At 65.3% G+C, this 24,850-nt stretch carries 26 protein-coding genes; 10 read left to right on the top strand and 16 right to left on the bottom strand.

Features of this window, described 5'->3' with window-relative positions; translation table 11 throughout:
• Nucleotides 1-17: 17 nt before the first annotated feature.
• A complete protein-coding gene (locus tag QTH97_RS05740; protein ID WP_286567141.1) occupies nucleotides 18-923 on the bottom strand; it encodes a LysR family transcriptional regulator in 906 nt (301 codons plus the stop codon).
• Between the two features lie 62 nt (nucleotides 924-985).
• Between QTH97_RS05740 and QTH97_RS05745 the strand changes: the two genes are divergently transcribed.
• Entirely contained in the window at nucleotides 986-2,053 is a 1,068-nt protein-coding gene (locus tag QTH97_RS05745) for an adenosine deaminase family protein (RefSeq protein ID WP_286567142.1), read from the top strand.
• Nucleotides 2,054-2,065: 12 nt separating this feature from the next.
• The gene (locus QTH97_RS05750) at nucleotides 2,066-3,055 is read left to right on the top strand and encodes a Bug family tripartite tricarboxylate transporter substrate binding protein (RefSeq protein ID WP_286567143.1); all 990 of its coding nucleotides are present in this window, start codon (nucleotides 2,066-2,068) and stop codon (nucleotides 3,053-3,055) included.
• A gap of 119 nt (nucleotides 3,056-3,174) precedes the next feature.
• Here QTH97_RS05750 and QTH97_RS05755 read toward each other — a convergent pair whose 3' ends face one another.
• Nucleotides 3,175-3,624 (bottom strand): CBS domain-containing protein, encoded by a 450-nt coding sequence (locus tag QTH97_RS05755; RefSeq protein ID WP_286567144.1) that lies wholly within the window; start codon nucleotides 3,622-3,624, stop codon nucleotides 3,175-3,177.
• A gap of 136 nt (nucleotides 3,625-3,760) precedes the next feature.
• Here QTH97_RS05755 and QTH97_RS05760 point away from each other — a divergent pair, with 136 nt between their 5' ends.
• A complete protein-coding gene (locus QTH97_RS05760; protein WP_286567145.1) occupies nucleotides 3,761-5,071 on the top strand; it encodes an O-acetylhomoserine aminocarboxypropyltransferase in 1,311 nt (436 codons plus the stop codon).
• Nucleotides 5,071-5,877 carry an alpha/beta fold hydrolase gene (locus QTH97_RS05765; RefSeq protein WP_286567146.1) on the top strand — a complete coding sequence of 269 codons (807 nt, stop codon included), beginning with the start codon at nucleotides 5,071-5,073 and terminating at the stop codon, nucleotides 5,875-5,877. The genes QTH97_RS05760 and QTH97_RS05765 overlap by 1 nt, the downstream gene beginning before the upstream one ends.
• A gap of 21 nt (nucleotides 5,878-5,898) precedes the next feature.
• Here the strand turns inward: QTH97_RS05765 and QTH97_RS05770 are convergent, their stop codons facing one another.
• The 3 genes from QTH97_RS05770 to QTH97_RS05780 are packed head-to-tail and all read right to left on the bottom strand — an operon-like array spanning nucleotide 5,899 to nucleotide 8,222.
• Entirely contained in the window at nucleotides 5,899-6,561 is a 663-nt protein-coding gene (locus QTH97_RS05770) for a Rossmann-fold NAD(P)-binding domain-containing protein (RefSeq protein ID WP_286567147.1), read from the bottom strand.
• 16 nt (nucleotides 6,562-6,577) lie between these two features.
• Nucleotides 6,578-6,967: a thioredoxin family protein gene (locus QTH97_RS05775; protein WP_444813398.1), complete on the bottom strand. Its 390-nt coding sequence runs from the start codon at nucleotides 6,965-6,967 to the stop codon at nucleotides 6,578-6,580.
• Nucleotides 6,968-7,004: 37 nt separating this feature from the next.
• Nucleotides 7,005-8,222 (bottom strand): YihY family inner membrane protein, encoded by a 1,218-nt coding sequence (locus QTH97_RS05780; protein WP_286567149.1) that lies wholly within the window; start codon nucleotides 8,220-8,222, stop codon nucleotides 7,005-7,007.
• A 121-nt stretch (nucleotides 8,223-8,343) separates the two neighbouring features.
• Between QTH97_RS05780 and QTH97_RS05785 the strand changes: the two genes are divergently transcribed.
• Genes QTH97_RS05785 through QTH97_RS05810 form a run of 6 tightly spaced genes read left to right on the top strand, consistent with a single transcriptional unit; the run spans nucleotide 8,344 to nucleotide 12,826 of the window.
• Nucleotides 8,344-8,748, top strand: coding sequence for a DUF2069 domain-containing protein (locus QTH97_RS05785; protein ID WP_444813386.1), 405 nt, complete (start codon nucleotides 8,344-8,346; stop codon nucleotides 8,746-8,748).
• A complete protein-coding gene (locus QTH97_RS05790; RefSeq protein WP_286567150.1) occupies nucleotides 8,745-10,175 on the top strand; it encodes an FAD-binding oxidoreductase in 1,431 nt (476 codons plus the stop codon). Before QTH97_RS05785 ends, QTH97_RS05790 begins: the two co-directional genes overlap by 4 nt.
• The gene (locus QTH97_RS05795) at nucleotides 10,172-11,002 is read left to right on the top strand and encodes a thymidylate synthase (RefSeq protein WP_286567151.1); all 831 of its coding nucleotides are present in this window, start codon (nucleotides 10,172-10,174) and stop codon (nucleotides 11,000-11,002) included. Before QTH97_RS05790 ends, QTH97_RS05795 begins: the two co-directional genes overlap by 4 nt.
• Nucleotides 11,003-11,004: 2 nt before the next feature.
• Nucleotides 11,005-11,502, top strand: a complete 498-nt coding sequence (locus tag QTH97_RS05800; protein WP_286567152.1) for a dihydrofolate reductase — start codon at nucleotides 11,005-11,007, stop codon at nucleotides 11,500-11,502.
• A 50-nt stretch (nucleotides 11,503-11,552) separates the two neighbouring features.
• The gene (gene xth / locus QTH97_RS05805) at nucleotides 11,553-12,332 is read left to right on the top strand and encodes an exodeoxyribonuclease III (protein WP_286567153.1); all 780 of its coding nucleotides are present in this window, start codon (nucleotides 11,553-11,555) and stop codon (nucleotides 12,330-12,332) included.
• The gene (locus QTH97_RS05810) at nucleotides 12,329-12,826 is read left to right on the top strand and encodes a hypothetical protein (RefSeq protein ID WP_286567154.1); all 498 of its coding nucleotides are present in this window, start codon (nucleotides 12,329-12,331) and stop codon (nucleotides 12,824-12,826) included. Before xth ends, QTH97_RS05810 begins: the two co-directional genes overlap by 4 nt.
• Nucleotides 12,827-12,846: 20 nt before the next feature.
• Here QTH97_RS05810 and ntrC read toward each other — a convergent pair whose 3' ends face one another.
• The 11 genes from ntrC to ggt form a co-directional block, all read right to left on the bottom strand.
• Nucleotides 12,847-14,358, bottom strand: coding sequence for a nitrogen regulation protein NR(I) (gene ntrC / locus QTH97_RS05815; protein WP_286567155.1), 1,512 nt, complete (start codon nucleotides 14,356-14,358; stop codon nucleotides 12,847-12,849).
• Between the two features lie 22 nt (nucleotides 14,359-14,380).
• Nucleotides 14,381-15,457, bottom strand: coding sequence for a nitrogen regulation protein NR(II) (glnL, locus tag QTH97_RS05820; RefSeq protein WP_286567541.1), 1,077 nt, complete (start codon nucleotides 15,455-15,457; stop codon nucleotides 14,381-14,383).
• Between the two features lie 114 nt (nucleotides 15,458-15,571).
• Nucleotides 15,572-16,081 (bottom strand): hypothetical protein, encoded by a 510-nt coding sequence (locus QTH97_RS05825; protein ID WP_286567542.1) that lies wholly within the window; start codon nucleotides 16,079-16,081, stop codon nucleotides 15,572-15,574.
• A gap of 171 nt (nucleotides 16,082-16,252) precedes the next feature.
• Nucleotides 16,253-17,668, bottom strand: a complete 1,416-nt coding sequence (gene glnA / locus QTH97_RS05830; RefSeq protein WP_286567156.1) for a type I glutamate--ammonia ligase — start codon at nucleotides 17,666-17,668, stop codon at nucleotides 16,253-16,255.
• Nucleotides 17,669-17,815: 147 nt separating this feature from the next.
• Nucleotides 17,816-18,616, bottom strand: coding sequence for a competence/damage-inducible protein A (locus QTH97_RS05835; protein ID WP_286567157.1), 801 nt, complete (start codon nucleotides 18,614-18,616; stop codon nucleotides 17,816-17,818).
• Nucleotides 18,613-19,485, bottom strand: a complete 873-nt coding sequence (locus QTH97_RS05840) for an EI24 domain-containing protein (RefSeq protein WP_286567158.1) — start codon at nucleotides 19,483-19,485, stop codon at nucleotides 18,613-18,615. Before QTH97_RS05840 ends, QTH97_RS05835 begins: the two co-directional genes overlap by 4 nt.
• A gap of 36 nt (nucleotides 19,486-19,521) precedes the next feature.
• Nucleotides 19,522-20,493, bottom strand: coding sequence for a sterol desaturase family protein (locus tag QTH97_RS05845; protein WP_286567159.1), 972 nt, complete (start codon nucleotides 20,491-20,493; stop codon nucleotides 19,522-19,524).
• Nucleotides 20,494-20,524: 31 nt separating this feature from the next.
• Nucleotides 20,525-21,343: a polysaccharide deacetylase family protein gene (locus QTH97_RS05850; RefSeq protein ID WP_286567160.1), complete on the bottom strand. Its 819-nt coding sequence runs from the start codon at nucleotides 21,341-21,343 to the stop codon at nucleotides 20,525-20,527.
• Nucleotides 21,309-22,289, bottom strand: a complete 981-nt coding sequence (locus tag QTH97_RS05855) for a YVTN family beta-propeller repeat protein (protein WP_444813399.1) — start codon at nucleotides 22,287-22,289, stop codon at nucleotides 21,309-21,311. Before QTH97_RS05855 ends, QTH97_RS05850 begins: the two co-directional genes overlap by 35 nt.
• A gap of 42 nt (nucleotides 22,290-22,331) precedes the next feature.
• Nucleotides 22,332-23,090 carry a pseudouridine synthase gene (locus QTH97_RS05860; protein ID WP_286567162.1) on the bottom strand — a complete coding sequence of 253 codons (759 nt, stop codon included), beginning with the start codon at nucleotides 23,088-23,090 and terminating at the stop codon, nucleotides 22,332-22,334.
• A complete protein-coding gene (ggt, locus tag QTH97_RS05865) occupies nucleotides 23,090-24,826 on the bottom strand; it encodes a gamma-glutamyltransferase (protein WP_286567163.1) in 1,737 nt (578 codons plus the stop codon). Before ggt ends, QTH97_RS05860 begins: the two co-directional genes overlap by 1 nt.
• Between the last annotated feature and the right edge of the window lie 24 nt (nucleotides 24,827-24,850).

Genomic DNA, 24,850 nt, shown 5'->3' on the forward strand with positions numbered 1-24,850 from the left:
TCGGCCCATGGCGGAGCCTATTCCAGGAGGCCTCGGGCGAGATGCGCGATGAGTTCCTGCGCGACGACGTTGCGCATCGGCCCCGGCAGATAGACCAGCACGACACGCCGCTCGATGTGCGGCCGCTGCAGGTCGAGCACCTTCAAATCATCGTCGCGCAGCGTCGAGGTGTAGAGCTTCGGCATCAGGCCCAGCGCGTGGCCGCTGCGCACCAATGCGTAGAGCGTCTCCGCGTAGCTGACACGGTAAGGCTCGGCCCCTTGCGCAAACTGGGCGCGCGCCGGATCGCCGAGCGCCGGCATGCTGCCGCTCTCGAAGAGCACCAGCCGCTCGCTCCCGAGCGCCTCCCAGTTCGCCTCGCCCGCCTGCGCCAGCGGATGGTCGCGCCGCACCACCAGCACCAGCGGATCGAGAAACAGGTCGACGCAGGCCAGCCCGCCTGGCGGCTCGGTGATTGCCGCCACCGCCAGATCGAGTTGCCCGCTGCGCACCTCCGCCAGCAGCGTGTTGGACGGTGCATCGCGCCAGCCGAACTCGACCTCACGCGGCGCGTCGCCTCTCGTGAATTCAGCCACTGCCGATGCAACCAGGCCGCTCGCCGACGGGATCACGCCGATTCGCACGAACGCGCGCCCGCGCCGTACCGTGCTCTCGATGTCTCGCAACGCGACGTCGAACGTGTTGACGAGAAAGTCGGTGCGCGCCAGGACCTCGGCGCCCACCGCCGTGAGTTCGAGCTTGTGCGTCGAGCGGGACAGCAACTCGGCTCCGAGCAGCTTTTCCATTTGCTTGATGGCATTGCTCAGCGCAGGCTGCGTGATGGAAAGCCGCCGCGCCGCGCGGCCGAACTGGCCCTCCTCGACCAGGACCGAGAAGAACTGGAGTTGGCGCAGCGTCAGCGCACGCAGAGACGAAGGCGGCATGGATTGTTATCAATTGGATGAATCAAATTATAGAAATTCAAAATTTTGCTTATCAACTCCCCATGCCTAGACTTCCCGTCATGCTCACCCTGGAATCCTTCCTCCATGCGATTCCGAAGGTCGAACTGCATTGCCACCTGTTCGGCACCGTGCGGCACGACACCTTCGCCCTGCTCAACCGCCGCGCCGGCGCGCCACTGGCCGACGAGGAAATCGAGGGCTTCTACACGCGAGGCGAAAAGCCGGTCGGCGTGCTGCGCGTGCTTCGCGCGCTCGACTCGCATCTGGTGCGCGGGCCCGATGACCTGCACCGGCTCACGCTCGAATACCTCGAAGACGCCGCCAGTCACCAGGTTCGCTACAGCGAGTTCTTCTGGAACCCGACGGGCACGGTGCATGAATCCGGCATCGCCTACCGGATGGCACAGGACGCGATCGTGCGCGCCATCCACGATGCACAGCAGCAGTTCGGCATCACCGGCAGGCTCATCGTGGCCATCGACCGCGAGGCCAGTCCCGAAGCAGCCGTCGAAATGGTGCAATGGGTGACGGAGAACCGGTGCGATGAAGTCATCGGCGTCGGCATCGACTACCGCGAGATCGACCGTCCACCGGAACTCTTCATGCAGGCCTACGCCGACGCCCGGCGCGCCGGCCTCAAGACCACCGCACATGCCGGCGAGTTCGGCATGCCGTGGACCAACGTGCGCACCGCGCTCGATGTGCTCAAAGTCGACCGGATCGACCACGGCTACACGGTGACCGACCAGCCCGACTTCGCGCGCGAGTGCGCCGAACGTGGCGTGCTGTTCACCGTGGTGCCGACGAACTCCTATTACCTGCGGACCTTGCCGCCCGAGCGCTGGGCGCTCGATCATCCGATCCGGCGGATGCCCGGCTTGGGCCTGCGCATCCACCCGAACACCGACGATCCGACCCTGCACAAGGTCACGCCGACGCAGGCTTGGCTGATGATGGTGCGCGACTTCGGCTTCGGGCTCGACGACCTGCGCGGCTTCATGCACAACGGCCTCGATGGCGCCTGGATCGACGACTCGCTGCGCCGCCAATGGCACACGCAGTGGAACTACGAATTCGATGCGCTCCGCGCCCAGCTTCCGCAAGACTGAACTCACCACGCCATGAACAAGCACACCCGCCGCCCCCTCCTACTCGCCTCGATGCTGATGGCCGCGCTGCCCGGCGCCGCATTCGCGCAGGCTCCCGCGTGGCCGGCCGCCAAGCCGATCACGCTGATCGTTCCGTATTCGGCCGGCGGCAGCGTGGACGTCGCGGCGCGGCTCGTTGCGACCAAGCTCGGCGAGCGGCTCAAGCAGTCGGTCGTGATCGAGAACGTGACCGGTGCAGGCGGCGCGATCGGCGTGGCCAAGGCCGTCAACGCGACTCCGGACGGCTACACGCTCGTCGCCGGGCCGGATAGCGCCATCGCGATCGGCAAGCTGATCAACCCGGCCGCCTTCAAGTTCGACCCGCTCAAGGATCTCGCGCCCGTCGGCATGCTCAACACCGCGCCGATGGTGCTCGTCGCGCGGCCCGGCCTGCCAGTCAAGGATTTCGCCGACTTCGTGAAGCTCGCGAAGGCATCGCCGGGCAAGTACAACTACGCGACCTCGGGCGTGGGCACGGTGCTGCAACTCGCCATGGAACTGCTCAAGGAACGCACCGGCACCTTCGTGACCCACGTCCCGTACCGCGGCGGTGCACAGATTGCCACCGACGTGATCGGCAACCAGGTCGACCTCGCGATGCTGGTCAGCGCCAGCGCAATCCCGCACGTGACCGGCAACCGGGTGAAAGCGCTGGGCGTGACGAGCAGCAAGCGGCTCGACGCCATGCCCAACGTGCCGGCCTTCGACGAAATGCCGGGCCTGAAAGGCTATTCGATGGTGAGCTGGACCGGCCTCTTCGCGCCGGCCGGAACGCCGCCCGAGATCGTGAGCCGCCTCAACCAGGAACTCAACGCAGTGCTGAAGGACCCCGACGTGCGCGCCAAGCTGCAGGAACAAGGCGCCGTGCCCGGCAGCGGGTCACCGGAAGAACTGGGCCGATTCGTTCGCGCGGAATACGCCCGCAATCAAAAGATCGTTCAAGCCGCCAATATCAAGGAATAGGCCTTGGCGCAGCGAGCCCGTTGGCGAGACACCGCGGAACCGGCTTTGCCAAGCCGCCGGTTTCTCCTTCGGCAGGCGGTCGGCGAAGCGACACGAAGTGCGCAACGCCCCGGGCGAGCTCAAGAGTTTTCGTCTTCGGCAGGCCAGTCGCGGATGTATGCCTTCAGCATCTTGTTCTCGAAGTTCTGGCTGTCGACCACTGCCTTGGCAACGTCGTAGAAGCTGATCACGCCCATCAGCATGCGCTTGTCCATCACCGGCATGTAGCGCGCATGGCGCTCCAGCATGATGCGGCGGATCTCGTCGAGATCGGTTTCGAGGGTGCAGGTCACGGGATGGTCGTCCATCGCCTTGCGTACCAGCGTGCCGCCGACCTGCCCGCCGTTGGCGACGATGGCGACGATCACCTCGCGGAAGGTGAGCATGCCGACCAGATCGCCATGCTCCATGACGACGAGCGAGCCGATGTCCTTGTCGGCCATGGTGTTGACCGCGTCAGCCAGGGGTTGATCGGGCGTTGCAGTGAAGAGCGTGTTGCCCTTGACTCGCAGGATGTCGCTGACTTTCATCGTGTTGCTCCTCACTTACTCGGCGGCGTGCCGAATTGAATATAGCCCACAATGGCCGCCCATCCACTCGCCCACGTCGACGTCGCAGGGTTTGCACGCGTAACGGGGCATTGCAAAACGACACTGAAAGGCGCTCATGTCCGGCTACTCCGACCCCGGCTTCGACACGCTGGCATTGCATGCCGGCGCAGCACCCGACCCGGCCACTGGCGCGCGGGCGGTGCCGATCCACCTGACCACCTCCTTCGTCTTCGAGTCGAGCGACCATGCGGCAGCGCTCTTCAATCTCGAACGGGCTGGCCATGTGTACTCGCGCATCAGCAATCCCACGAATGCCGTACTGGAGCAACGCGTGGCGGCACTCGAAGGTGGCATCGGCGCGATCGCGACGGCCAGTGGACAGGCGGCGCTGCATCTGTCGATCGCGACATTGATGGGAGCGGGCTCACACATCGTCGCGAGCACGGCGCTTTACGGAGGCTCACAGAACCTTTTGCATTACACGATGCGTCGCTTCGGCATCGACACCACCTTCGTGAAGCCGGGCGACCTCGATGGCTGGCGCGCCGCCATCCGGCCGGAGACCAAGCTGTTGTTCGGCGAGACGGTAGGCAATCCGGGTCTCGATGTGCTGGACATTCCGGCGGTCAGCGAGATCGCGCATGCGGCCAAGGTGCCGCTGCTGGTCGATTCGACGCTGACTTCGCCCTACCTCATCAAGCCCTTCGACTGGGGCGCCGATCTGGTCTATCACTCGGCGACGAAGTTCCTGTCGGGCCACGGCACGGTGATCGGCGGCGTGGTGGTCGACGGCGGCAGCTTCGACTGGGAGCGCTCGGGCAAATTCGCCGAGCTGACACAGGCGTACGACGGCTTCCACAACATGGTGTTCAGCGAGGAGAGCACGGTCGGCGCCTTCCTGCTGCGCGCGCGGCGCGAAGGGCTGCGTGACTTCGGCGCCTCGATGAGCCCGCATACCGCTTGGCTGATCCTGCAGGGCATCGAGACGCTGCCGCTGCGCATGGAGCGCCATATCGACAACACGCAGAAGGTGGTGGAGTTCCTCGCAGCGCATCCCTTCGTGGCGCACGTGGGGCATCCGCTGCTGGAGACGCATCCGAGCCATGCCTTGGCCAACAAGCTGCTGCGGCATGGCGCGAAGGGTGCGGGCGCGGTCTTCAGCTTCGACCTGAAGGGCAACCGCGAGCAAGGCAAGAAGTTCATCGAGACGCTCAAGCTGTTCAGCCATCTGGCGAACGTGGGCGACTGCCGCAGCCTGGTGATCCATCCGGCGAGCACCACGCATTTCCGCATGACCGATGAGGCGCTGGCCGGAGCGGGCATCACGCAAGGCACGATCCGGTTGTCGATCGGCCTCGAAGACCCCGCAGACCTCATCGATGACCTCAAGCGCGCGCTGAAGGCCGCAGAAAAGGCAGGTGCCTGATGGACCTCATCGTCAACGGCCACCGCACTTACTGCTACACCGGCGGCAAATCGATCGACCGCGCCAAGCCGACCGTGGTCTTCATCCACGGCGTCCTCAACGACCACAGCGTATGGATTCTCCAGAGCCGCTGGTTTGCCAACCACGGCTGGAACGTGCTGGCGGTGGATCTGCCGGGCCATTGCAAAAGCGAAGGCCCGCCACCCGCGACGGTCGAGGAGGCGGCTGCGTTCATCGTCGCGCTGCTCGATGCAGCCGGCATCGCCAAGGCCGCACTGGTGGGCCACAGCTTCGGCTCGCTGATCGCGCTCGAGACCGCAGCGCGATCGCCGGAGCGTGTCACCCACCTGGCACTGGTGGCTACCGCCTATCCCATGACCGTGTCGCCGGCCCTGCTCGATGGCGCACTCAACGATCCGCAACGCGCGATCACCATGGTCAACAACTTCTCGCATTCGCTGCTGGCGCCTCCGCCCTCCTCGCTGGGCCCCGGCACCTGGCTCTATGGCGGATCGCGGGCCCTCATGCGCCGCGTGCTGGCTAGCAACCCGAACGCCAACGTGTTCCACATCGGCTTCAAGGCGTGCAACGACTATGCGAACGGCGAACAGGCGATGGCGGCCGTGCACTGCCCGACGCTGTTCCTCCTCGGCGAATCAGACCAGATGACGCCCCCGCGCTCGGCACGCACGCTGGCCTCGAAGGCCGGCAACGCCAAGGTCGTGACCGTCAAGGCCGGCCATGCACTGATGACGGAAGCGCCCGACGACGCGCTGTTCGCGCTGAGCGCGTTCCTGACACGCTGAACGTGAAGGAACGCGCCGGCGTCAGCGCAGCGCGTTGATGTCCGGCACTTCGACCAGCGGCATGGGCGCGCCGCGCTTGGCAGCCACGAGCATCGCGCGTCCGACCTGCACGCTGGTGGTCACTCGGTTCGGCGCCCATCGGCGCAACAGGCCGAACACCGGCTTCGCGATCACGTAGGCTGCCTGGTAGAGCGCCGTCTTCGACCGCACGCCATGCATCGGCTCGATGAAGCCGGGCCGGAACATGTAGGCGGCCCTGAAGGGCAGACGCATCAGCGAGTTCTCGGTCGCACCCTTGACCCTGGCCCACATGCTTGGCCCACGCTCGGTGCTGTCGGTTCCGGCACCCGACACATAGATGAAGGTCATTTGCGGATTCAGACGTGCCAGCGGCTGAGCCGCCGCCATCGTGAGGTCGTAGGTGATGCGGCGGTAGTCCGCCTCGCTCATGCCGACGGAGGAAACACCCAGGCAGAAGAAGCAGCCATCGAAACCGGACAGCCTGTCTTCGACGGCCGAGTAGTCGTACATGTCCGGGACGATGAGCTCGCTGAGCTTCGGATGCTGCTGGCCGGTCGGCTTGCGGCCGACGCAGAGCACGCGCGTCACGTCGCCATCGACCAGGCATTCGCGCAATACCCCCTGCCCCACCATGCCCGTTGCACCAAAGAGCATGATTTTCATGAGGGTTCCAGAGGGGTCAGCCGACCGTGAAGGTCCGGGGCTCGCGCGCCAGGGCGGCGAGCAGCGTGGTCACTTCGGGCGCGGAAGCCTGCGCAGGCTGCAGTGCGCCCAACAGGCGTGCGAGGGTTTCCGCATGCGGCAGCAAGGGGCCGAGAAAGCGCGTGCCGTCCGCGCCAGCGACGAGCATCGTCGGAAAGGTCTCGACGTCGAAGTCGTCGGCAATGTCCGCGTGATCCTCGACATCGACCCAGGCGAAGCGGAATTGGGGATAGGCACGCGCGACCTGCTCGAAGAGCGGCCGGTACTCGCGGCAGGCGCCGCACCACTCGGCACACAGGCAAACGACCCACTGCGGGTCGCCGGAAGACTGGGGGTCAGCGGAAGCGGAGAAGTCGGTCAAGGCCAGGGTGGAAAAAGGAAAAGGAATGAAACGCGCCGCGCCATTATCGATTCGGCAGCAGATCCTGCAGCAGAAGCGCATCCAAAGGGCCTTTGCGCCACAGGCTCTCCAGCGGAGGCGCCTGCGGCATGAGCAGTTGCTTCAGCAGCGGTTCGAGCGCCGTCGTGGCGGGGTCGGCCAGGAGGACGTAGCGCGGGTCATCGTTGTCGGGCTCCTCGGCGAGCGGCGCGATCCAGTCGATCGCGACCAGGGTTTCGAGCACCGGCGCGAGTTGCAGCGCGTCGATCCGCATCCGGGCAACGAGTTCCGCCGCGCCCATGCCCTTGCCGGGCCTGGCCTTCGCGCGGTGCAGGTGCTGCAGGACCTCGACCGCGAGCTGCAGCGACCAGCCCGCCATGCCGCCCCGCCGCGCCACACCCATCAGCAGGCTGGGCAGGTAGGCGACGATCACGGCGCCGAACAGGACAATGAGCCAGGCCACGTAGATCCAGATCAGGAGGATCGGAACGGTCGCGAAGGCGCCGTACAGAACTGAATAGGTCGGCACCAGGCTGAGGTAGTAGCCGAGGACCCGCTTGGAGATCTCGATCGCCGCCGCGACGAAGATGCCGCCGGCCCAGGCATGCGACCACTTGACGTGCGTGTTGGGCACATAGCGATAGAGCGCGGCCATTCCGCCCGCCAGAAGCACGAACTCGAAGGTGTCGAACAGCAACTTGACCACGCTGACGCCGACCACGTCGCGGGAGGCAGAGAAGAAAGAAGCGGTGGTGCTCAGGCTCAGGGCCAGCACCAGCGGGCCCAGGGTGATCGCTGCCCAGTAGATCAGCACGCGTTGCGCGAAAGGCCGCGGCGTGCGCACGCGCCAGATATTGTTGAGCGTCTTGTCCATGGTGAGGATCAAGGCGACAGCGGTCACCAGCAACACCACGAGCCCCGCCACGCCCAGGCCGCTGGCCTTGCTCGCGAACTGGTTCAGGTAGCCCAGCACCTGCCGCGCGATGTTGTCCGGGATCAGGCTTTCGATCAGCCAGCGTTGAACCCGGCCCTGCATCTTGGAGAACATCGGAAACACCGTGAACAGCGCCGCCGCGACGGTGAAGAAGGGCACCAGCGCGATGGTGGTGGTGAAGGTCAGGCTGCTCGCCGTGAGGCCGAGGCGATCCTCCCGGAAACGTTCGCCGAGCACCGCGGCGGTGTTGCCCCAGGGAAAGTGCGAAAGGTCCCTCCATAGTTGCCGGCGATTCATGGCCGGTATCATCTCACCCCCAGGCTTCGCGCACTTCGTGTCGCGTCGCCCACCCCTGCGAGGGGCGACACCGGCAGACTGGCTGCGGTATCCCTGGATTGGCATTGCGCGTAGCGCTACGGATTTTTCCCTCTTGATTGCATCCACTCTTCCTCGCACTTCTGTTTCAGCCACGCGCTGGCTCGCCGTCGGCAGCCTCATCGGGCTGATCGTGCTCGGACTCGCCTGGGAGCTGTGGCTTGCGCCGTTGCGTCCGGGCGGCTCGTGGCTGGCGCTCAAGGTTCTGCCGCTGGTCGTCCCGCTCGCGGGACTGCTCAAGAACCGCATGTACACCTACCGCTGGGTCAGCCTGATGGTCTGGCTCTATTTCACCGAAGGCGTGGTGCGCGCCTGGAGCGACACCAACGGCGTCGGGCAAGTACTCGCGCTGGTCCAGGTGCTGCTGTGCCTGGCGCTCTTCACCGCCTGTGCTTGGCATGTTCGACTTCGCCTGCGCAACGCCGCGCGGGCGCGAAGCCTGGAAGGAGCGACGCAATGAGCGTCCTGACCGAGAAGTTGCGCGCCATCGTCGGCGCCCCGCATGTGCTGACCGATGGCGATCTCACCGCCTGGGAGCAGGACTGGCGCAAGCGCTCGCGCGGCAAGTCGCTGGCCGTCGTGCGGCCGGCCAGCGTGCAGCAGGTAGCAGACGTGGTCAAGGCCTGCGCCGAGGCCGGCACGTCGATCGTCCCGCAGGGCGGCAACACCGGCCTCGCGGTCGGCTCGATCCCCGACGACAGCGGTACCCAGGTCCTTCTGAGCCTGCAGCGCATGAACGCGATCCGCGGCATCGACGCCGCCAACCTCACCGTGACCGTCGAGGCCGGCTGCGTCCTGCAGACGCTGCAGGAAGCCGTCAGGAATGCCGGCTTCCTCTTTCCGCTCAGCCTCGCCGCCGAAGGCAGTTGCACCATCGGCGGCAACCTTGCGACCAATGCCGGCGGCACGCAAGTCGTGCGCTACGGCAACACCCGGGACCTGTGCCTCGGCCTCGAAGTGATCACGCCCCAGGGCGAGATCTGGGAGGGCACCAGCGGCCTGCGCAAGGACAACACCGGCTACGACCTGCGCGACCTGATGATCGGCAGCGAAGGTACCCTGGGCATCATCACCGCGGCGACCATGAAGCTCTACCCGCTGCCGGCCGCGCAGCTCACCGCGTGGGCGGCAGTGCCTTCGCTGGAGCACGCGGTCACGCTGCTCGGCCTCGCGCACAAGCGCCTGGGCGCGGGCCTGACCGGGTTCGAGGTCATGGGCAAGTTCGCGCTGAGCCTGGTGGCCAAGCACTTCCCCGCTATGCGCGTTCCGTTCATCGACGACGAGGCAGTGCCCTACTGCGTGCTGCTCGAGAATTCCGACAACGAGTCCGAAGACCACGCGCGAGCCCGCTTCGAGGCGCTTCTCGAAACCGCCTTCGAGGCAGGTTGCGTGAGCGACGCCGTGGTCGCGGAAAACCTCACCCAGGCGCATCAGCTCTGGCACATCCGCGAGAGCATTCCGCTGGCGCAGGCCGAGGAAGGGCTGAACATCAAGCACGACATCTCGATCGCGGTGTCGCGCATTCCCGACTTCGTGGCCGATACCGACGCACTCCTCGAGCGCGAGATTCCCGGGGTCCGGCTCGTGAACTTCGGCCACCTGGGCGACGGCAACCTCCACTACAACGTGCAGGCGCCGGCCGGTGGCGACAACTCCGCCTTTCTGCGCGACCATGAAGACCGCATCAACACGCTGGTGTATGACGCAGTCGAGAAGTTCGACGGCTCTTTCTCGGCCGAGCACGGCGTCGGCTCGCTGAAGGTCGACAAGCTCGAGAAGCACAAGTCGCCGGTGGCGCTCGGCATGATGCGTGCCATCAAGCGCGGCCTCGATCCGCAGAACATCCTGAATCCGGGTCGGGTGATCCGGGTGGAGACTTCCCAATGAACCGGCCCGTCCGCTCCCAATACGAAGACTTCATGCGCCACGTCGACACGACGGGCGTGCAGAAAGGCGACCGCACCGGTACCGGCACGAAGAGCGTGTTCGGCTACCAGATGCGCTTCGACCTCAGCGAAGGCTTTCCTCTCGTCACCACCAAGAAGGTGCACCTCAAATCCATCATCCAGGAACTGCTGTGGTTCCTGACCGGGTCGAGCAACAACAACTGGCTGAAGGAGCGCGGCGTCACGATCTGGGACGAATGGGCACGCGAAGGCGGCGACCTCGGGCCGGTGTACGGCGTGCAGTGGCGGAGCTGGCCGACGCCGGACGGCGGCCACATCGACCAGATCCAGCAGGTGATCGACACGCTCAAGAGCAACCCCGATTCGCGCCGCATCATCGTGAGTGCCTGGAACGTGGCAGAGCTGTCGAAGATGGCCCTGATGCCCTGCCATGCCTTCTTCCAGTTCTACGTGGCGCCGCCGCAAGCGGCCGGCGAGCGCGGCAAGCTCAGCTGCCAGCTCTACCAGCGCAGCGCTGACATCTTCCTGGGCGTACCTTTCAACATCGCCAGCTATGCGCTGCTCACGCACATGATCGCGCAGCAATGCGATCTCGACGTGGGCGACTTCATCTGGACGGGTGGCGACTGCCATATCTACAGCAACCATGCGGAACAGGTGGCGCTGCAACTCAGCCGCGAGCCGTTCCCCTATCCGACCCTGGTCATCAAGCGCAAGCCCGCCTCGATCTTCGACTACGAGTACGAAGACTTCGAGGTCGTCGACTACCAGCATCACACCGCCATCAAGGCGCCCGTCGCCGTCTGACCGTGGCCACCCGCATCAACCTGATCCTCGCGCGCGCCGCCAATGGCGTGATCGGCCTCAACGGCGTGATGCCCTGGCATCTGCCCGAGGACCTGGCGCATTTCAAGAAGCAGACGGCGGGTGCGCCGGTGATCATGGGGCGCAAGACCTGGGACTCGCTGCCCCCGCGTTTCCGTCCGCTGCCCGGGCGCCGCAACATGGTCATCACGCGCCAGCCGGATTGGCAGAGCGACGGTGCGGAGCGCGTGCCCAGCCTGCAGGCCGCCCTGTCGATCTGCGAGCGCGACAACTCGCCCGAAGCCTGGGTGATCGGCGGCGCGCAGATCTACGCGGAAGCCGAGCCTCTCGCGCAGCGCGCCGTCGTGACCGAGATCGGGCGCGACTACGAAGGCGACGCCTGGGCACCCCGATTCGGCCCCGGCTGGCAAGAGATTGCGCGCGAGTCTCACACCGCAGCCAACGGCCTTCCGTTCAGCTTCGTCACGCTCGAACGGCGCTGACTGCCGAGAACTTCGTTACAGAGACGTCACGCTGCCGAACGCTCAACCCTATGAAAATCGCTACCTGGAACGTCAACTCCCTCACTGCGCGGCTGCAGCATGTGCTCGACTGGCTGATCGCCAATCCAGTCGATGTGCTGTGCCTGCAGGAACTCAAGATGAGCGACGACAAGTTTCCGCTCGAAGTGCTGAAGTCGGCCGGCTATGACGCCGCCGTGTTCGGCCAGAAGACCTACAACGGCGTCGCGATCCTGAGCCTGGCGCCGGTGCGTGACGTCGTGAAGAACATCGGCGGATTCATCGACGATCACTCCCGCGTCATCAGTGCGACCATCGACACGCCGGCCGGCGAGCTGCGCGTGGTCAACGGCTACTTCGTGAACGGCCAGGCACCCGGCACCGAGAAGTTCGAATACAAGATGCGCTGGCTGAGCGCATTGCGCGACTGGCTGCGCGAGGAACTCGTCGCCCATCCGAACCTGGTGCTGCTCGGCGACTTCAACGTCACGCCGGAAGACCGCGACAGCTTCGACCCCGTCGGGCTCGCAGAGACGATTCACCACACCACCGCAGAACGTGAGCACTTCAAGGACTTGTTGAAGCTGGGCATGACGGACAGCTTCCGTCTCTTCGACCAGCCCGAGAAGAGCTACTCGTGGTGGGACTACCGCATGCTGGGCTACCAGAAGAACCGCGGATTGCGCATCGACCACATCCTGGTGAGCGCACCGCTGGTGCCGCGCGTCAAGGGCTGCGTGATCGACCGTGTGCCGCGCAAGTGGGAGAAGCCCAGTGACCACGCCCCTGTGATACTGGATCTGGCACCATGAAACACACGCTCCTCCTGACCGTTCTCGTTGTCTCACTCGGCCTGGCAGGCTGCGAGGCCTTGAAGCAGGAGGGGAAGAGCGACGCCGCGAAGGCCGCGCCCAGGGACGACACCCCATCCGCGCAGGTGACGCCCGAGCGGCTGATCACCTCGCAGACGTCCGCCGTCAAGGCGTATCGCAAGGTCGGCGCGGGCTACATCTACAAGAAGTATCCGAACCGCATCTACAAGGGCAAGATCCCGCCGCTGGTGTATGCGGTGGTGGTCACGGAGACTGACGTGGACAGCACCGGCAAGGTCACGGGCGTCTACTTCTCGCGTACGCCGAGCCATGCGCCGGAGGTGGCGCCGATGATCGAGGAACTGATCAAGGACGCATCGCCCTTTCCGAACCCCGGCAAGGTCGGCGCCCATACGTACGTCGACACCTGGCTCTGGGACAAGAGCGGCAAGTTCCAGCTCGACACCCTGACGCTGGGCCAGCGCAATCGCTGACCCCGTCGGGTCGGGCCCGGTCATTCCAGGCCGAGTTCCTGGATCTTCCGAGTGATGGTGTTGCGGCCGATGCCGAGCTTTTGCGCGGCCTCGATGCGGCGGCCTCGGGTATTCGCCAGGGCCGTAAGGATCAGGCGTGATTCGAAGCGGCGCGAGAGCGCATCCCAGACGTCGGTGCGGCCGGCCGCCAGCATGGCCTGCGCTTCGAGTTCGAGTCCGCTCTCCCATGCCACCGTCGATGCGGCGCCGAGGACCGGCGCCGACACTGTTGGGGGCGCCACTCCAGCCGGTGAAACCACCGGCGCGGGCTCACGCTCGACCACCGAGGCAACGACCGCCGCCGCTGGTGCCTCGACATGCGCGCCTGCCATCACTTCGGGCGGCAAGTCCTTGGCCTCGATGAGTTGCGCCGGCGCCATCACCGTCAGCCAGTGACAGATGTTCTCGAGTTGCCGTACGTTGCCGGGAAAGCCGAAGGTCGCCAACTGCGCGAGCGCCGCATCCGAGATGCGCTTGGGCTCCACGCCCAGTTGCTTGGCGCTCTGCTGCAGGAAGTGACGCGTGAGCGCGGGCACGTCCTCGCCGCGCTCGCGCAATGCCGGCAGCCGCAGGCGGATCACGTTGAGCCGGTGAAAGAGGTCTTCGCGGAAGCCGCCGAGCTTGACGCGCTGTTCCAGGTCCTGATGGGTTGCCGCGATCACGCGCACGTTGGCCTTGACGGAGTTGTGGCCGCCCACGCGATAGAAATGGCCGTCGCTCAGCACGCGCAGCAGACGCGTCTGGAGGTCGAAAGGCATGTCGCCGATCTCGTCGAGAAACAGGGTGCCGCCCTCGGCCTGTTCGAAACGGCCGCGCCGCATGGTCTGCGCGCCGGTGAAGGCCCCGCGCTCGTGGCCGAACAGCTCGCTTTCGAGGAGGTCCTTGGGAATGGCCGCGGTGTTGATCGCGACGAAGGGCCCGCTCGCGCGCGGCGAATGCTTGTGCAACGCGCGCGCCACGAGTTCCTTGCCGGAGCCGGACTCGCCGGTGATCAGCACCGTCACATTGCTTTGCGACAGCCGTCCGATCGCACGGAACACGTCCTGCATCGCAGGGGCCTGTCCGAGCATTTCGGGCGCCGCCTGCATTCGCTCCTCGGCAACCTCCTCGCGCTGGCTTTCGTCGACGGCACGGCGAATCAACTCCACCGCGCGCGGCAGGTCGAAAGGCTTCGGCAGGTACTCGAAGGCGCCGCCCTGGAAGGCCGAGACGGCGCTGTCCAGATCGGAGAACGCCGTCATGATGATGACCGGAAGTCCGGGGTGCTTGGCCTTGATCTTGTCGAGCAGGTCGAGGCCCGAGCCCCCGGGCATCCGGATGTCGCTCACCAGGACCTGGGGACCCTGCAGTTCGTCGTCGGCAGCCGCTTCGAGTGCGGCAAGAACTTCGCGCGTGTTGGTGAAGCTACGGGTTGGCAGGTCTTCGCGCAGTAGCGCTTTTTCCAGCACAAAGCGGATCGATTGGTCATCATCCACTATCCAGATCGGCTTCATGCAGCTCCTTGTTGCTTGGCTGCTAGGGCAGCGGTATCAGTATCTTGAAATCGGTCCGGCCCGGGACGCTGTCGCACTCGATCACCCCGTGATGCTGTTGCACAAAAGTTTGCGCAAGCGTCAATCCCAAGCCAGTCCCGCCTTCTCTGCCCGACACCAGCGGGTAAAAAATGCGGTCCTTGATCGCGTCCGGCACGCCCGGTCCATTGTCGATGACATGCAATTCCAGTGCCAGTCGATACCACTGCTTATTGAAGATAACCTGGCGCGCGATGCGGGTCTTGAACGTGATCTGCGCATCACCTGCGGCACGCCGTTCCGCCAGCGCCTGAGCGGCGTTGTGGACGATGTTGAGCGTGGCCTGGATAAGCTGCTCGCGGTCGCCGCGAAACTCCGGAATCGACACGTCGAAATCGCGCTCGATGTGCAGGTCGCGAGGGAACTCGGCCAGGATCACCGAACGCACGCGTTCGCAGACCTCGTGGATGTTGACGTCGCCCACCACGTGCGGCCGCCGGTGCGGCGCCAGCAGCCGATCGACCAGCGTCTGCAGCCGGTCAGCCTCGTGGATGATGACCTGCGTGTACTCGATGAGGTCGCGTGACTCGACTTCCATCTGCAACAACTGCGCCGCGCCGCGAATCCCGCCGAGCGGGTTCTTGATCTCGTGCGCGAGGTTGCGGATCAGTTCCTTGTTCGCCTGCGCCTGATCGAGCAGCCGCTCTTCGCGGTCTTGCCGCACTTGCTGTTCGAGCGGCGACATCTCGATGATCAACTCTCCCGCCTTGTCGCTCTGCGCGAGCGTCACCTGCACCGGCATCAGTTCGTGGTTGACGCGGCGCAACAGGGCCTCGTATCGCAGGGTGGCGAAGTCGTTGCTGCGCGCACCATCGATCGCGGTACGAAGCACCTGCGGTTCGTGAAAGCAGGCACCGAACTGCGAGCCCTCGAGCGTGCGGCGCGAGGTGCCGAGAGCGTCTTCGAGCCCGGAGTTGGCGAACAGCACCGATCCATCGGTGCGCACCACCGCAATCAGCGTCGAGAGCAGGTCGAAGGCTTGGAAGCGCTTGCCCGGTCCGGCGGATTTACCAAAAGCCACGTGAGCAGATCCCTTCCTGGAACGCCGCGGACCCGGCGCCGCCGGTCCGCAGGTATTGCGCCCGGCGGGGGGCCGGCGAAGCGACACGAAGTGCGCGCAGGCTGAGGGCGAGCCTCATTTCACCGGGAGGCGGCCGATCTCGCGCTGGATGCCGGCGATATCGCTTTCGTTGCGCGCAAGTTCGGCCTTCATTTCGGCCACGCGGTCGAGGTACTTCTGGTAGTTGCGACTCTCGCTACCCTGCTTTTCAGGTTCGCCGTTGTTGTATTCCCTGAGCAGCTGGGTTTGCCGATCCTGCGCCTTCCGGAGTTCGGATTCGAGCACCGAGCGGGCCTCGCCGTCACGAGCGCGCTGATCGGCGCCGTCGACGCGCGGGCTGCCAGCCGGGCTGCTCGCGCTGGATGGCGCGCGGACCGCGCTGCTCGATGCAGCGGAAGCAATCGGCCGGGTGCCCTGCACGACGGTGACGTTGCCACCCTCCATCAGCTTGCAACCGCGCTGCTGCGCCTGCGTCGCGTTGTTGGTGTATTCATTGCCGCAGCGCCATACACGCTCCTGCGCCTGGGCTTGCACGTGAACGCCAACCGCAAATGCAGTCAGCAGGAAAACGGAGAGAGTCTTCATGGTCATGGTTGGAGTGCGCAGCAATGCGGCATTTTCGTGCAATTCGATACGAGTGCCATGCTGGTGTTCCCACCCAAAGAAAAAGGACGGCGATTGCCGTCCTTTTTTAACGCCCGGCAGTTGCCGGCATTGCCCTTTCAGGGAGTCGCCGCAGCCTTGGGGCGAGCAATATTACAGCGAGTAGTACATGTCGAACTCGACCGGGTGCGTCGCCATGCGGAAACGCGTGACTTCCTGCATCTTGAGGTCGATGTACGCGTCGATGTACGCATCGGTGAACACGCCGCCCTTCGTCAGGAACGCACGGTCCTTGTCGAGGTATTCCAGGGCCTGGTCGAGGCTGTGGCACACGGTCGGGATCAGCGCGTCTTCTTCCGGCGGCAGGTGGTAGAGGTCCTTGCTGGCGGCTTCGCCCGGATGGATCTTGTTTTCCACGCCGTCGAGACCGGCCATCAGCAGCGCTGCAAAACCGAGGTACGGGTTCATCAGCGGATCGGGGAAGCGCGCTTCGACGCGACGGCCCTTCGGGTTCGCCACGAACGGGATGCGGATCGATGCCGAGCGGTTCTTGGCCGAGTAGGCCAGCTTCACCGGGGCTTCGAAGCCGGGCACCAGGCGCTTGTAGCTGTTGGTGCCGGGGTTCGTGATGGCGTTCAGCGCGCGAGCGTGCTTGATGATGCCGCCGATGTAGTGCAGGGCGAAGTCGCTCAGGCCTGCATAGCCGTCGCCGGCGAACAGGTTCTTGCCGTCCTTCCAGACCGACTGGTGCACGTGCATGCCGGACCCGTTGTCGCCAACGATCGGCTTGGGCATGAAGGTGGCGGTCTTGCCGTAGGCGTGGGCCACGTTGTGGATCACATATTTCTGCAGTTGGACCCAGTCGGCACGCTGGATCAGCGTGCTGAACTTCGTGCCGAGTTCCATCTGGCCGGCGTTGGCCACTTCATGGTGATGCACTTCGACTGGAATGCCGAGCGACTCGAGCACCAGGCACATTTCCGAGCGCATGTCCTGGAAGCTATCGACCGGCGGGACCGGGAAGTAGCCGCCCTTGACGGCGGGGCGATGGCCCGTGTTGCCGTGCTCGAATTCCTTGCCGGTGTTCCAGGCAGCTTCTTCGGACTCGATCTTCACGGAGCAGCCAGACATGTCGTTCTGCCAGCGCACGCCGTCGAACACGAAGAATTCGGGTTCCGGTCCGAAGTACGCGGTGTCGCCGAGGCCCGATGCCTTCATGTAGGCCTCGGCACGCTTGGCGAGCGAACGTGGATCGCGCTCGTAGGGCTTGCCGTCCGAAGGGTCGACCACGTCGCAGGTCAGGATGAGTGTCGTTTCTTCGAAGAAGGGGTCGATGTTGGCCGTGTTCGGGTCGGGCATGAGTTGCATGTCCGATGCTTCGATGCCCTTCCAACCGGCGATCGACGAGCCATCGAATGCATGGCCCGCCGTGAACTTGTCCTCGTCGAACGCGGAAACAGGCACGGTGACGTGCTGTTCCTTGCCGCGAGTGTCGGTGAAGCGAAAGTCGACGAACTTGACCTCGTTTTCCTTGACGAGTTTGAGTACATCGGCGACGGTCTTTGCCATCAGGTTCTCCTGGTTTGGATAGTGGTTGGAAGTACGGGTATTCCGGAATGCAGTTTCTGTGCCATTGTCACTGCAGCCGAGGGGGGTTTGGCGCACGCGCCAGAACCCAAAAACAGGCGAGTTGTAACCAATTTGGTGCGCACCAAATCACCGCACCATTTCAGGGCCAAGGCGCGCGCCAAACGCGTGCAAGCCGGCCAGCAACTGCGCGTAGGCGGGTCCGATCCGGTCGGCCTCGCCCTTCACTCCGAGCTCGATGTGCCGCCCATGTTCGGCATGGTCGACACTCGGCAGGCTGAACACCTTGATGCCAGGGTGCGCTTGTTCGATGGCCTCCATCAACGGCGTGAGCGTGGCCTCCATGGCGCCATAGACGATCACGGATCTTTCGGCGGCGCGGCCGCGGGCGAAGAGATCGGCATAGCGCTCGTCGAGCACCGATTCGATCATCGGCCAGGCCATGACCGGGAAGCCGGGCACGAAATGCACGTCGCCCACGCTGAAGCCGGGGATCTTGTTGTAGGGGTTGCGGATGATCCTGGCGCCCAGCGGAAAGACGCCCATGTTGAGGCGGTGGATGTTGTCGGGTCGATCAGGCTCGTAGTCCGTCCCCTGCTCGCGCGCGGTGTCCTGCATGCGCTCGCGGATCAGCACCTCGGCCTCGGGGTGCAGCCCCAGGGGGACGCCAAGGGCGGCCGCCGCGCACTGGCGGGTGTGGTCGTCGGGTGTGGCGCCGATGCCGCCGGTCGAGAACACGACGTCGCCGGAAGCGAAGGCGCGTGCCAGCGCCGCAGTGATGCGCACCGGCACATCGCCGACGTACTCGGCCCATCCCAGCTCCAGGCCACGCTCGGCGAGCAACTGGATGACCTTGGGCATGTGCTTGTCGACGCGCTTGCCGGAAAGGATTTCGTCGCCGACGACGATCAGACCGAATGAACGACTCATGGGGCACCCCATTGGCTTGCGGCCGCATTGGCATCGGCCAACTCGACCGCGGGTGGCGAAACAGCCGCGGCGGCGCGCCGCATCCGCAGCTGCGCCAGCGCGTCGAGGCAATAGTGCGCGAACCACAGCGCGGAGAAAGCGAACACCAGCGTGTAGATCCAGATCGCGACGGGCACCAGGACGAAGAAGGCGGCCGCGAACAGCACGCCCGATGCCCAGACGATGCTCGGCGCCGCGCCCAGGTAGCCGCACAGCACGCCGATGCCCAGCAGCGTCAACCGGTGAATCCGCAGGAGTTCGTCGCGCTCCTCCGGGCTCGCATGCTCTGCGAGCGCGTCGAAGCTCATCACGCGATAGGTCAACCAGCCCCAGATGAGCGGCGGAAGAATCAGCACCAGCGGCGGGATGAGCCAGAGCGGCATCGAGACCACGAGCGCCAGCATGGCCAGCAGGGTGAGGCCGAGCGAGCGGGCAACGCTTCCGATGAAGGATGCTCCCTTCTTGCGCTCCAGCGACGGGAAACGCCGCTCGGCCACCAGGCGGGTGAGCGCCGGCGCCATGAAGCCGGCAACGATCAGCAGCGACGCCACCACGATCAGGGGCGTGGCGGCGAACACCACCACCAGCGGCGCGAGCATGGCCGTGACATCCCCCGAAAACATGCGGCCGATCCACGCCCAGAAACTGGCCAGCAAAGGCCAGGCGTCCAGCGCCTCGCGCGTCCATGCGATGGCGGCGTCCCAATAGAAATAGCCGAATACCGCTGCGATCAGCACCATCAATCCCAGCGGCAGCAAGGACAGCACGATCACGCGCGGGTGCATGCAGTAGGCGACCGAACGCCAGAAGGAATCGAGAAGAAGACGCATCGGTCCCGAGGATAACGCCAGCGCGTGCAGCGCCGATCAGCCTCGGCCCACGAGGCGCCTGAGCCCCAGCCATTGCTGCGACCAGAAACCACGCCCGTAGTCCTTGACACGGCCACGGTCGTCGGGCTCGACCTGGTCGCGGATGCCAGTCGGATCGTAGCGGTCTTCGAAGTTCGCAGTCCTGCACAACATGTCCCACCAGGGCAGCAGCACGCCGAAGTTGTGGCCGCCAAGCGTCTTCGGACCTCGCGATTCATGCCCGATCCCGATGCTGTGATGCAGGCGATGGAAACGGGGGCTGACCCAGAGCCGCTCACCGATCGCGCCGAAGCTCAGCCGCAGGTTGGCATGCTGCAGGCTCTCGCTGAGCTGCGTGAACGCGACGATGGCGATGAACTGCCCCGGCGCAACGCCGATCAGTTGCGCGACGATCACGATGATGGTGTCGTGGATCACGTCGTCGAGCAGGTGGTTGCGGTTGTCGCTCCACATCGTCATCTGGCGCTGCGAGTGATGGAGCGAATGCAAGGCCCACCACCATTCGAACCGGTGCTGCCCGCGATGAATGAGGTATTCGACCAGGTCCAGCACGAGGAGGTAGATCACGAGCGTGACCCAAGGCACGTCCGTCACGCCGGGCCAGAGCTGGTCGAGATGCACCGTTCCCCAGCCCGCGGCCCGTACCGCGCCCAGCGCGTCGTCGAAGAGGGGCTCGAGCGCGAAGAACATCGCCAGCCGGAAGAGGCCCAGACGGTGGATCAGCGTGTAGATCACGTCGATGCGGATGGCGCGCCGGTCGGCTACCGGCTCCGCCGGGCGCCAACGCTGCAGCGGGCCGATCACGGCGATCAGCACTGCGATCTGGATCAGGCCGACCAGCAGCCAGCCCGTCGCGTCGAACGCGTCCTCGACCCAGCCGCCCAGCCCGACGGCGTAGACCACCGGCTGAACCGCCGTCTCGAACAGCCACTGCTGCAGGTTCGCGAAGAAATCAGTGAGCCAATCCATTGGCGTGCGATCCCGGCCGTCGCGGAAAGGTTCAGGGATGCGCCGCGATCCAGGCGCGGTAGGCCGGATGCTGGCGCAGCGTCTCGAAGCAGAAACCCTTGGCCTTGAGCCCGACGATCAGCGGTTCGAGATCGGCAGGTGCCCAGGGATCCTTGCGCGACCAGATGCCCAGGTGCGCGAGCAGGATGTCTCCAGGCTCGATCTTGTCGAGCGCCTGTTGCAGCAGCTTCTCGTTGCTGAACTTCTCGCTCGGCAACTCATCGCCCAGGAAGCCAGCCGGCGCCCAGCCGACGTGCTCGTAGCCGCAGGCCTTGGCGGCCGCCAGCAGTTTCGGCGACGTCTTGCCGCCCGGCGCCCGGAACAGCGGGAGCGGCTTCTTGCCGGTGATGTCCTGCAGGCGCTCGGAAGACTTGGCCACGTTGGCGCAGTACTGCCTGGCGTCCCAGGTGAACTCACGCCCTGCGAATGCGCCTGCCGTCGGCTTGATCCGAAAGCGCGGCTCGACGCCCGGCAGGTCGCCACGCCAGTAGGCATGGTCGTAGGTATGGGACGCGAATTCATGCCCTTCGGCCGCCCTCGCCTTCCACCATGGCGCCCAGTGGTTGTCGAGGCTGTCGCCGTCCGTCTGAGTGCGCTCCGCCGCGGCGAAGAAAGTGACGCGGACGTCCTGTCGCTTGAGCACCTCGGCGACCAGGGGTGCAACCCCCATGTGGCCGGTATCGAAGGTCAGGTACACCGGCTTGCTGCAGGTGCCCTGGGCGACCGCGCCGGTGGACACGGCCGAGGCCGCCACCAGGAGCATCGCAGCTCCGAACTCAGATCTTGGCATGGTCGAGGGTCCAGACGCCATGCGGCGAACGACCCACATTGACTTGTCGCACGACCTTGCGGCTGGCGAGGTCGACCACGCTGAGCTTCTTGGCCCAGCGCGAGGTGACGAAGAGGGTCTTGCCGTCGGCGGAGACATCCATGCAATCGGGCCCGCCCGGCACAGGATAGGTGTCGGTGACCGTGAGCGTCTGGATGTCGATGCGGCTGATCGTGTTGGCCACGCGATTGCTGACGAACACGCTGCGGCCGTCGCCTGCGGAACGGAATGCATGGGCCCCCTTCCCGGTCAGGAGCTTGCCGACCGGTTTGGGCTGGGCGCCCGCCACATCGAACACCTGCACGCCGTCGCTGCCCGTCAGGCCGACCAGCAGCGTCTTGCCGTCGTGGATGCCGAAGATGTCGGCCGGCATGGGGCCGGTGGGCGTGCGCCAGCGGATCGTCTGCGTGGCAAGGTCGACGGCGATCAACTCGTCGCTGTCCTGCATGGTGACGTAGGCAGTCGTGCTCTTGCCGTCGATCCAGATGTGGCTGGGCGTCTTTCCGGTGGGAATGCGCTTGACGAGCTTGGGTTCCTTGCCGTCCCATCGATAGATGTCGACGTGGTTCAGGCGGTTGGCCGCCGTGACGAACCACTTCATGTCCGGCGAAAAGCGCAGGTGGTAGGGATCGATGATGCCGTAGACGACTCGCTGCACTTCGGCCGTACGGGGGTTCAGGAAGGTCAGCGAATCACCCGCCGAGTTCGCGACGATCAACGAACTCTGATCGGGCGTGAGATAGAGGTGATGCGGCTCCTTGCCGGTCGGAATTCGCTGCTTCTCGGCCCAGTTGCCCGGATCGATCACGCTCACCGTCGCGTCGAGCGAATTGAGTACGAAGATGGGAGGCGGCTCGGCGGCGTGCGACGGAAGCACTGCGCAGCAAGCAAACAAAAAGGCCGCAAGACGGCCCGTCGGGAATGAAATGGAGCGCAAGGGACGTTTTCCGGCAGAAGACCACCTTGGATTCTAACGAGCGACTGTCACAACAAGGTGACTGCCGCGGGCGTTGCGCAGCGCTTCGACCTCCTCAGGCCGCAACCAGCGCCACTGACCGGGCGGCAAGTCGTCGGGCAACGCGAGCATGCCGATGCGCGATCGGTGCAAGGCTTCGACCCGATTGCCGACGGCGGCCAGCATGCGCTTGACCTGGTGGTACTTGCCCTCGGTGAGCGTGAGGCTCAAATGCAGTGGTCCGGCGAGCTCGCACGCGGCTGCACGCACCGGCTTCGGGTCGTCGTCGAGGACGACGCCGGCGAGGAGCCGCGCCACCTGCGAGTCATCGATCGGGTGCTTGGTGGTGACCTCGTAGACCTTCGGCACATGGTGCTTGGGCGAGCCCATCCGGTGGATGAATTGCCCGTCGTCGGTCAGGAGCAGCAAGCCCGTGGTGTCCTGGTCGAGACGCCCGATTGCCTGCACGCCTTGAACCGCACCCTTGTTCGGCCGCAGTCGCAGGGGCGACGGCAGCAGGGTGTAGATGCTGGGATAGGTCGACGGCTTCTGGGAGCACTCAGTGCCGGCCGGCTTGTGCAGCATCAGGTAAGCCTTCTCGTGGTATTCCCACTCGGCGCCCTGCACGGTGAAGCGAAGACCTTCGGTCTCGACATCGGCTCCCGGATCCTCGATCGGCGACCCCGAGACGGTCACGAAGCCTTGCTGGACCAGACCTGCGCAGACGCGGCGCGTGCCGAAACCCTGCGTATAGAGAATCTCCTCGATGCGCATCAGTAGCCGAGCGCCAGTCCGGTGTTGCGGCGCGGGTCGTTGGCGCCATAGAAGCGGTTGGTGCCTACCGGCTTCCCGCCGAGCGACGGCGCGCCGACGATGATCGCCGCCGCATGATTGGCCGGCTGCGGCACGCCCAGGTTGTGACCCATGTCCGTGAGGATCTTGCGCGTGTCCGGCGAGAGCGCGAAGGTCTCCACATTGGTCACGTCCGGCAGCCATTGCTGGTGGAAGCGCGGCGCGTCGACCGCCTCCTGCACGTTCATCCCGTAGTCGACCACATTGAGGATGGTGTGGAGCACGACCGTGATGATGCGGCTGCCGCCCGGCGTTCCGACGACGAAGACCGGCTTGCCATCCTTGGTCATGATGGTCGGGCTCATCGAGCTCAGCGGCCGCTTGCCCGGCCCGATCGCATTGGCTTCGCCCTGCACCAGGCCATACATGTTGGGCACTCCTACCTTCGAGGTGAAATCGTCCATCTCGTTGTTGAGCAGCACGCCGGTTTTCGCAGCCGTCACCTTGGCGCCGAACCAATCGTTGAGGGTGTAGGTCACCGAGACCGCGTTGCCCCACTGGTCGACTATGGAGTAGTGCGTGGTGTTGCTTCCTTCGTGCGGAGCGACGCCAGGCTTGATGTCCTTGGAGATGCCCGCCTTCGCGGGGTCGATCACGCCGCGGATCTTCGCGGCGTAACCCTTGTCGAGCAACCGGTCGAGCGGGTTCTTCACGAAATCGGGGTCACCGAGGTAGCTGTTGCGATCGACATATGCGTGGCGCATGGCCTCGATCTGGTAGTGGACCGCCTGCGCCGATCGGAAGCCGAGGTCCTTGAGCGGATAGCCCTCGAGGATGTTCAGCATCTCGCAGATCACGACGCCGCCCGAACTCGGCGGCGGCGCGGAGATCACGTGGTAGCCACGGTAATCGCACTCGACCGGCGGCAGTTCGCGCGTCTGGTACTGGTCGAGGTCGGCCTGTGTGATGAGCCCCTTGCCGGCCTGGCTCGACGCCACGATCGCGGCGCCGACAGGGCCCTTGTAGAAGCCGTCGGTGCCGTTGCGGCTGACGGCCCTGAGGGTCCTGGCCAGATCCTTCTGGACCAGCTTCTGGCCGACCGCGAAGGGTTCGCCCTTGTTCAGGAAGATCGCGCCGGAGGCAGGGTCCTTCCTGAAGTCAGCGGTGGCAGTCGTCAGCATGTCGATGTCGCCCTGCTCCAGGACGAATCCACGCTCGGCCAGCTTGATCGAGGGCGCGATCAGGGCCGCGCGCTTCATCGTGCCGTACTTCTCGCGCGCCATTTCGAGCCCGGACACGGTGCCCGGTACGCCGACGGCAAGGTGCCCATTGGTGCTCAGGCCCTTGATGACGTTGCCGTCCTTGTCCAGGTACATGTTGGCAGTCGCCGCAAGCGGCGCTTTTTCGCGGAAGTCGAGGAAGGTCTTGCGTCCATCGGCCAACTGCAAGGTCATGAATCCGCCGCCGCCGAGATTTCCAGCCGCGGGGTAGACCACCGCCAACGCGTAGCCGACTGCAACCGCGGAATCGATCGCGTTGCCGCCGCGCTTGAGCACGTCGACGCCTACCTGGGTGGCGAGATGCTGCGCGCTGACCACCATGCCGTTTTCGGCGGCGACTGGCGCCAGCGAAGCCGCATGAAGCTGCACGGCTCCAGCCAGCGCGAGGGTGAGCGCAATCGAGGTGCGAAGCGCCGCCGTCCATTCCAGTTTTTTCATGTCTCGTGTCCCATGTATGCCGCA

The organism is Variovorax gracilis (assembly GCF_030317115.1).
GTDB lineage: Bacteria > Pseudomonadota > Gammaproteobacteria > Burkholderiales > Burkholderiaceae_C > Variovorax > Variovorax gracilis.

Excerpts from the sequence above, each read along its gene's own strand:
- QTH97_RS05740 (WP_286567141.1), bottom strand. The coding sequence starts at position 923 with ATGCCGCCTTCGTCTCTGCGTGCGCTGACGCTGCGCCAACTCCAGTTC.
- QTH97_RS05745 (WP_286567142.1), top strand. The coding sequence starts at position 986 with ATGCCTAGACTTCCCGTCATGCTCACCCTGGAATCCTTCCTCCATGCG.
- QTH97_RS05750 (WP_286567143.1), top strand. The coding sequence starts at position 2,066 with ATGAACAAGCACACCCGCCGCCCCCTCCTACTCGCCTCGATGCTGATG.
- QTH97_RS05755 (WP_286567144.1), bottom strand. The coding sequence starts at position 3,624 with ATGAAAGTCAGCGACATCCTGCGAGTCAAGGGCAACACGCTCTTCACT.
- QTH97_RS05760 (WP_286567145.1), top strand. The coding sequence starts at position 3,761 with ATGTCCGGCTACTCCGACCCCGGCTTCGACACGCTGGCATTGCATGCC.
- QTH97_RS05765 (WP_286567146.1), top strand. The coding sequence starts at position 5,071 with ATGGACCTCATCGTCAACGGCCACCGCACTTACTGCTACACCGGCGGC.
- QTH97_RS05770 (WP_286567147.1), bottom strand. The coding sequence starts at position 6,561 with ATGAAAATCATGCTCTTTGGTGCAACGGGCATGGTGGGGCAGGGGGTA.
- QTH97_RS05780 (WP_286567149.1), bottom strand. The coding sequence starts at position 8,222 with ATGATACCGGCCATGAATCGCCGGCAACTATGGAGGGACCTTTCGCAC.
- QTH97_RS05790 (WP_286567150.1), top strand. The coding sequence starts at position 8,745 with ATGAGCGTCCTGACCGAGAAGTTGCGCGCCATCGTCGGCGCCCCGCAT.
- QTH97_RS05795 (WP_286567151.1), top strand. The coding sequence starts at position 10,172 with ATGAACCGGCCCGTCCGCTCCCAATACGAAGACTTCATGCGCCACGTC.
- xth (WP_286567153.1), top strand. The coding sequence starts at position 11,553 with ATGAAAATCGCTACCTGGAACGTCAACTCCCTCACTGCGCGGCTGCAG.
- QTH97_RS05810 (WP_286567154.1), top strand. The coding sequence starts at position 12,329 with ATGAAACACACGCTCCTCCTGACCGTTCTCGTTGTCTCACTCGGCCTG.
- ntrC (WP_286567155.1), bottom strand. The coding sequence starts at position 14,358 with ATGAAGCCGATCTGGATAGTGGATGATGACCAATCGATCCGCTTTGTG.
- QTH97_RS05825 (WP_286567542.1), bottom strand. The coding sequence starts at position 16,081 with ATGAAGACTCTCTCCGTTTTCCTGCTGACTGCATTTGCGGTTGGCGTT.
- glnA (WP_286567156.1), bottom strand. The coding sequence starts at position 17,668 with ATGGCAAAGACCGTCGCCGATGTACTCAAACTCGTCAAGGAAAACGAG.
- QTH97_RS05835 (WP_286567157.1), bottom strand. The coding sequence starts at position 18,616 with ATGAGTCGTTCATTCGGTCTGATCGTCGTCGGCGACGAAATCCTTTCC.
- QTH97_RS05840 (WP_286567158.1), bottom strand. The coding sequence starts at position 19,485 with ATGCGTCTTCTTCTCGATTCCTTCTGGCGTTCGGTCGCCTACTGCATG.
- QTH97_RS05845 (WP_286567159.1), bottom strand. The coding sequence starts at position 20,493 with ATGGATTGGCTCACTGATTTCTTCGCGAACCTGCAGCAGTGGCTGTTC.
- QTH97_RS05850 (WP_286567160.1), bottom strand. The coding sequence starts at position 21,343 with ATGGCGTCTGGACCCTCGACCATGCCAAGATCTGAGTTCGGAGCTGCG.
- QTH97_RS05860 (WP_286567162.1), bottom strand. The coding sequence starts at position 23,090 with ATGCGCATCGAGGAGATTCTCTATACGCAGGGTTTCGGCACGCGCCGC.
- ggt (WP_286567163.1), bottom strand. The coding sequence starts at position 24,826 with ATGAAAAAACTGGAATGGACGGCGGCGCTTCGCACCTCGATTGCGCTC.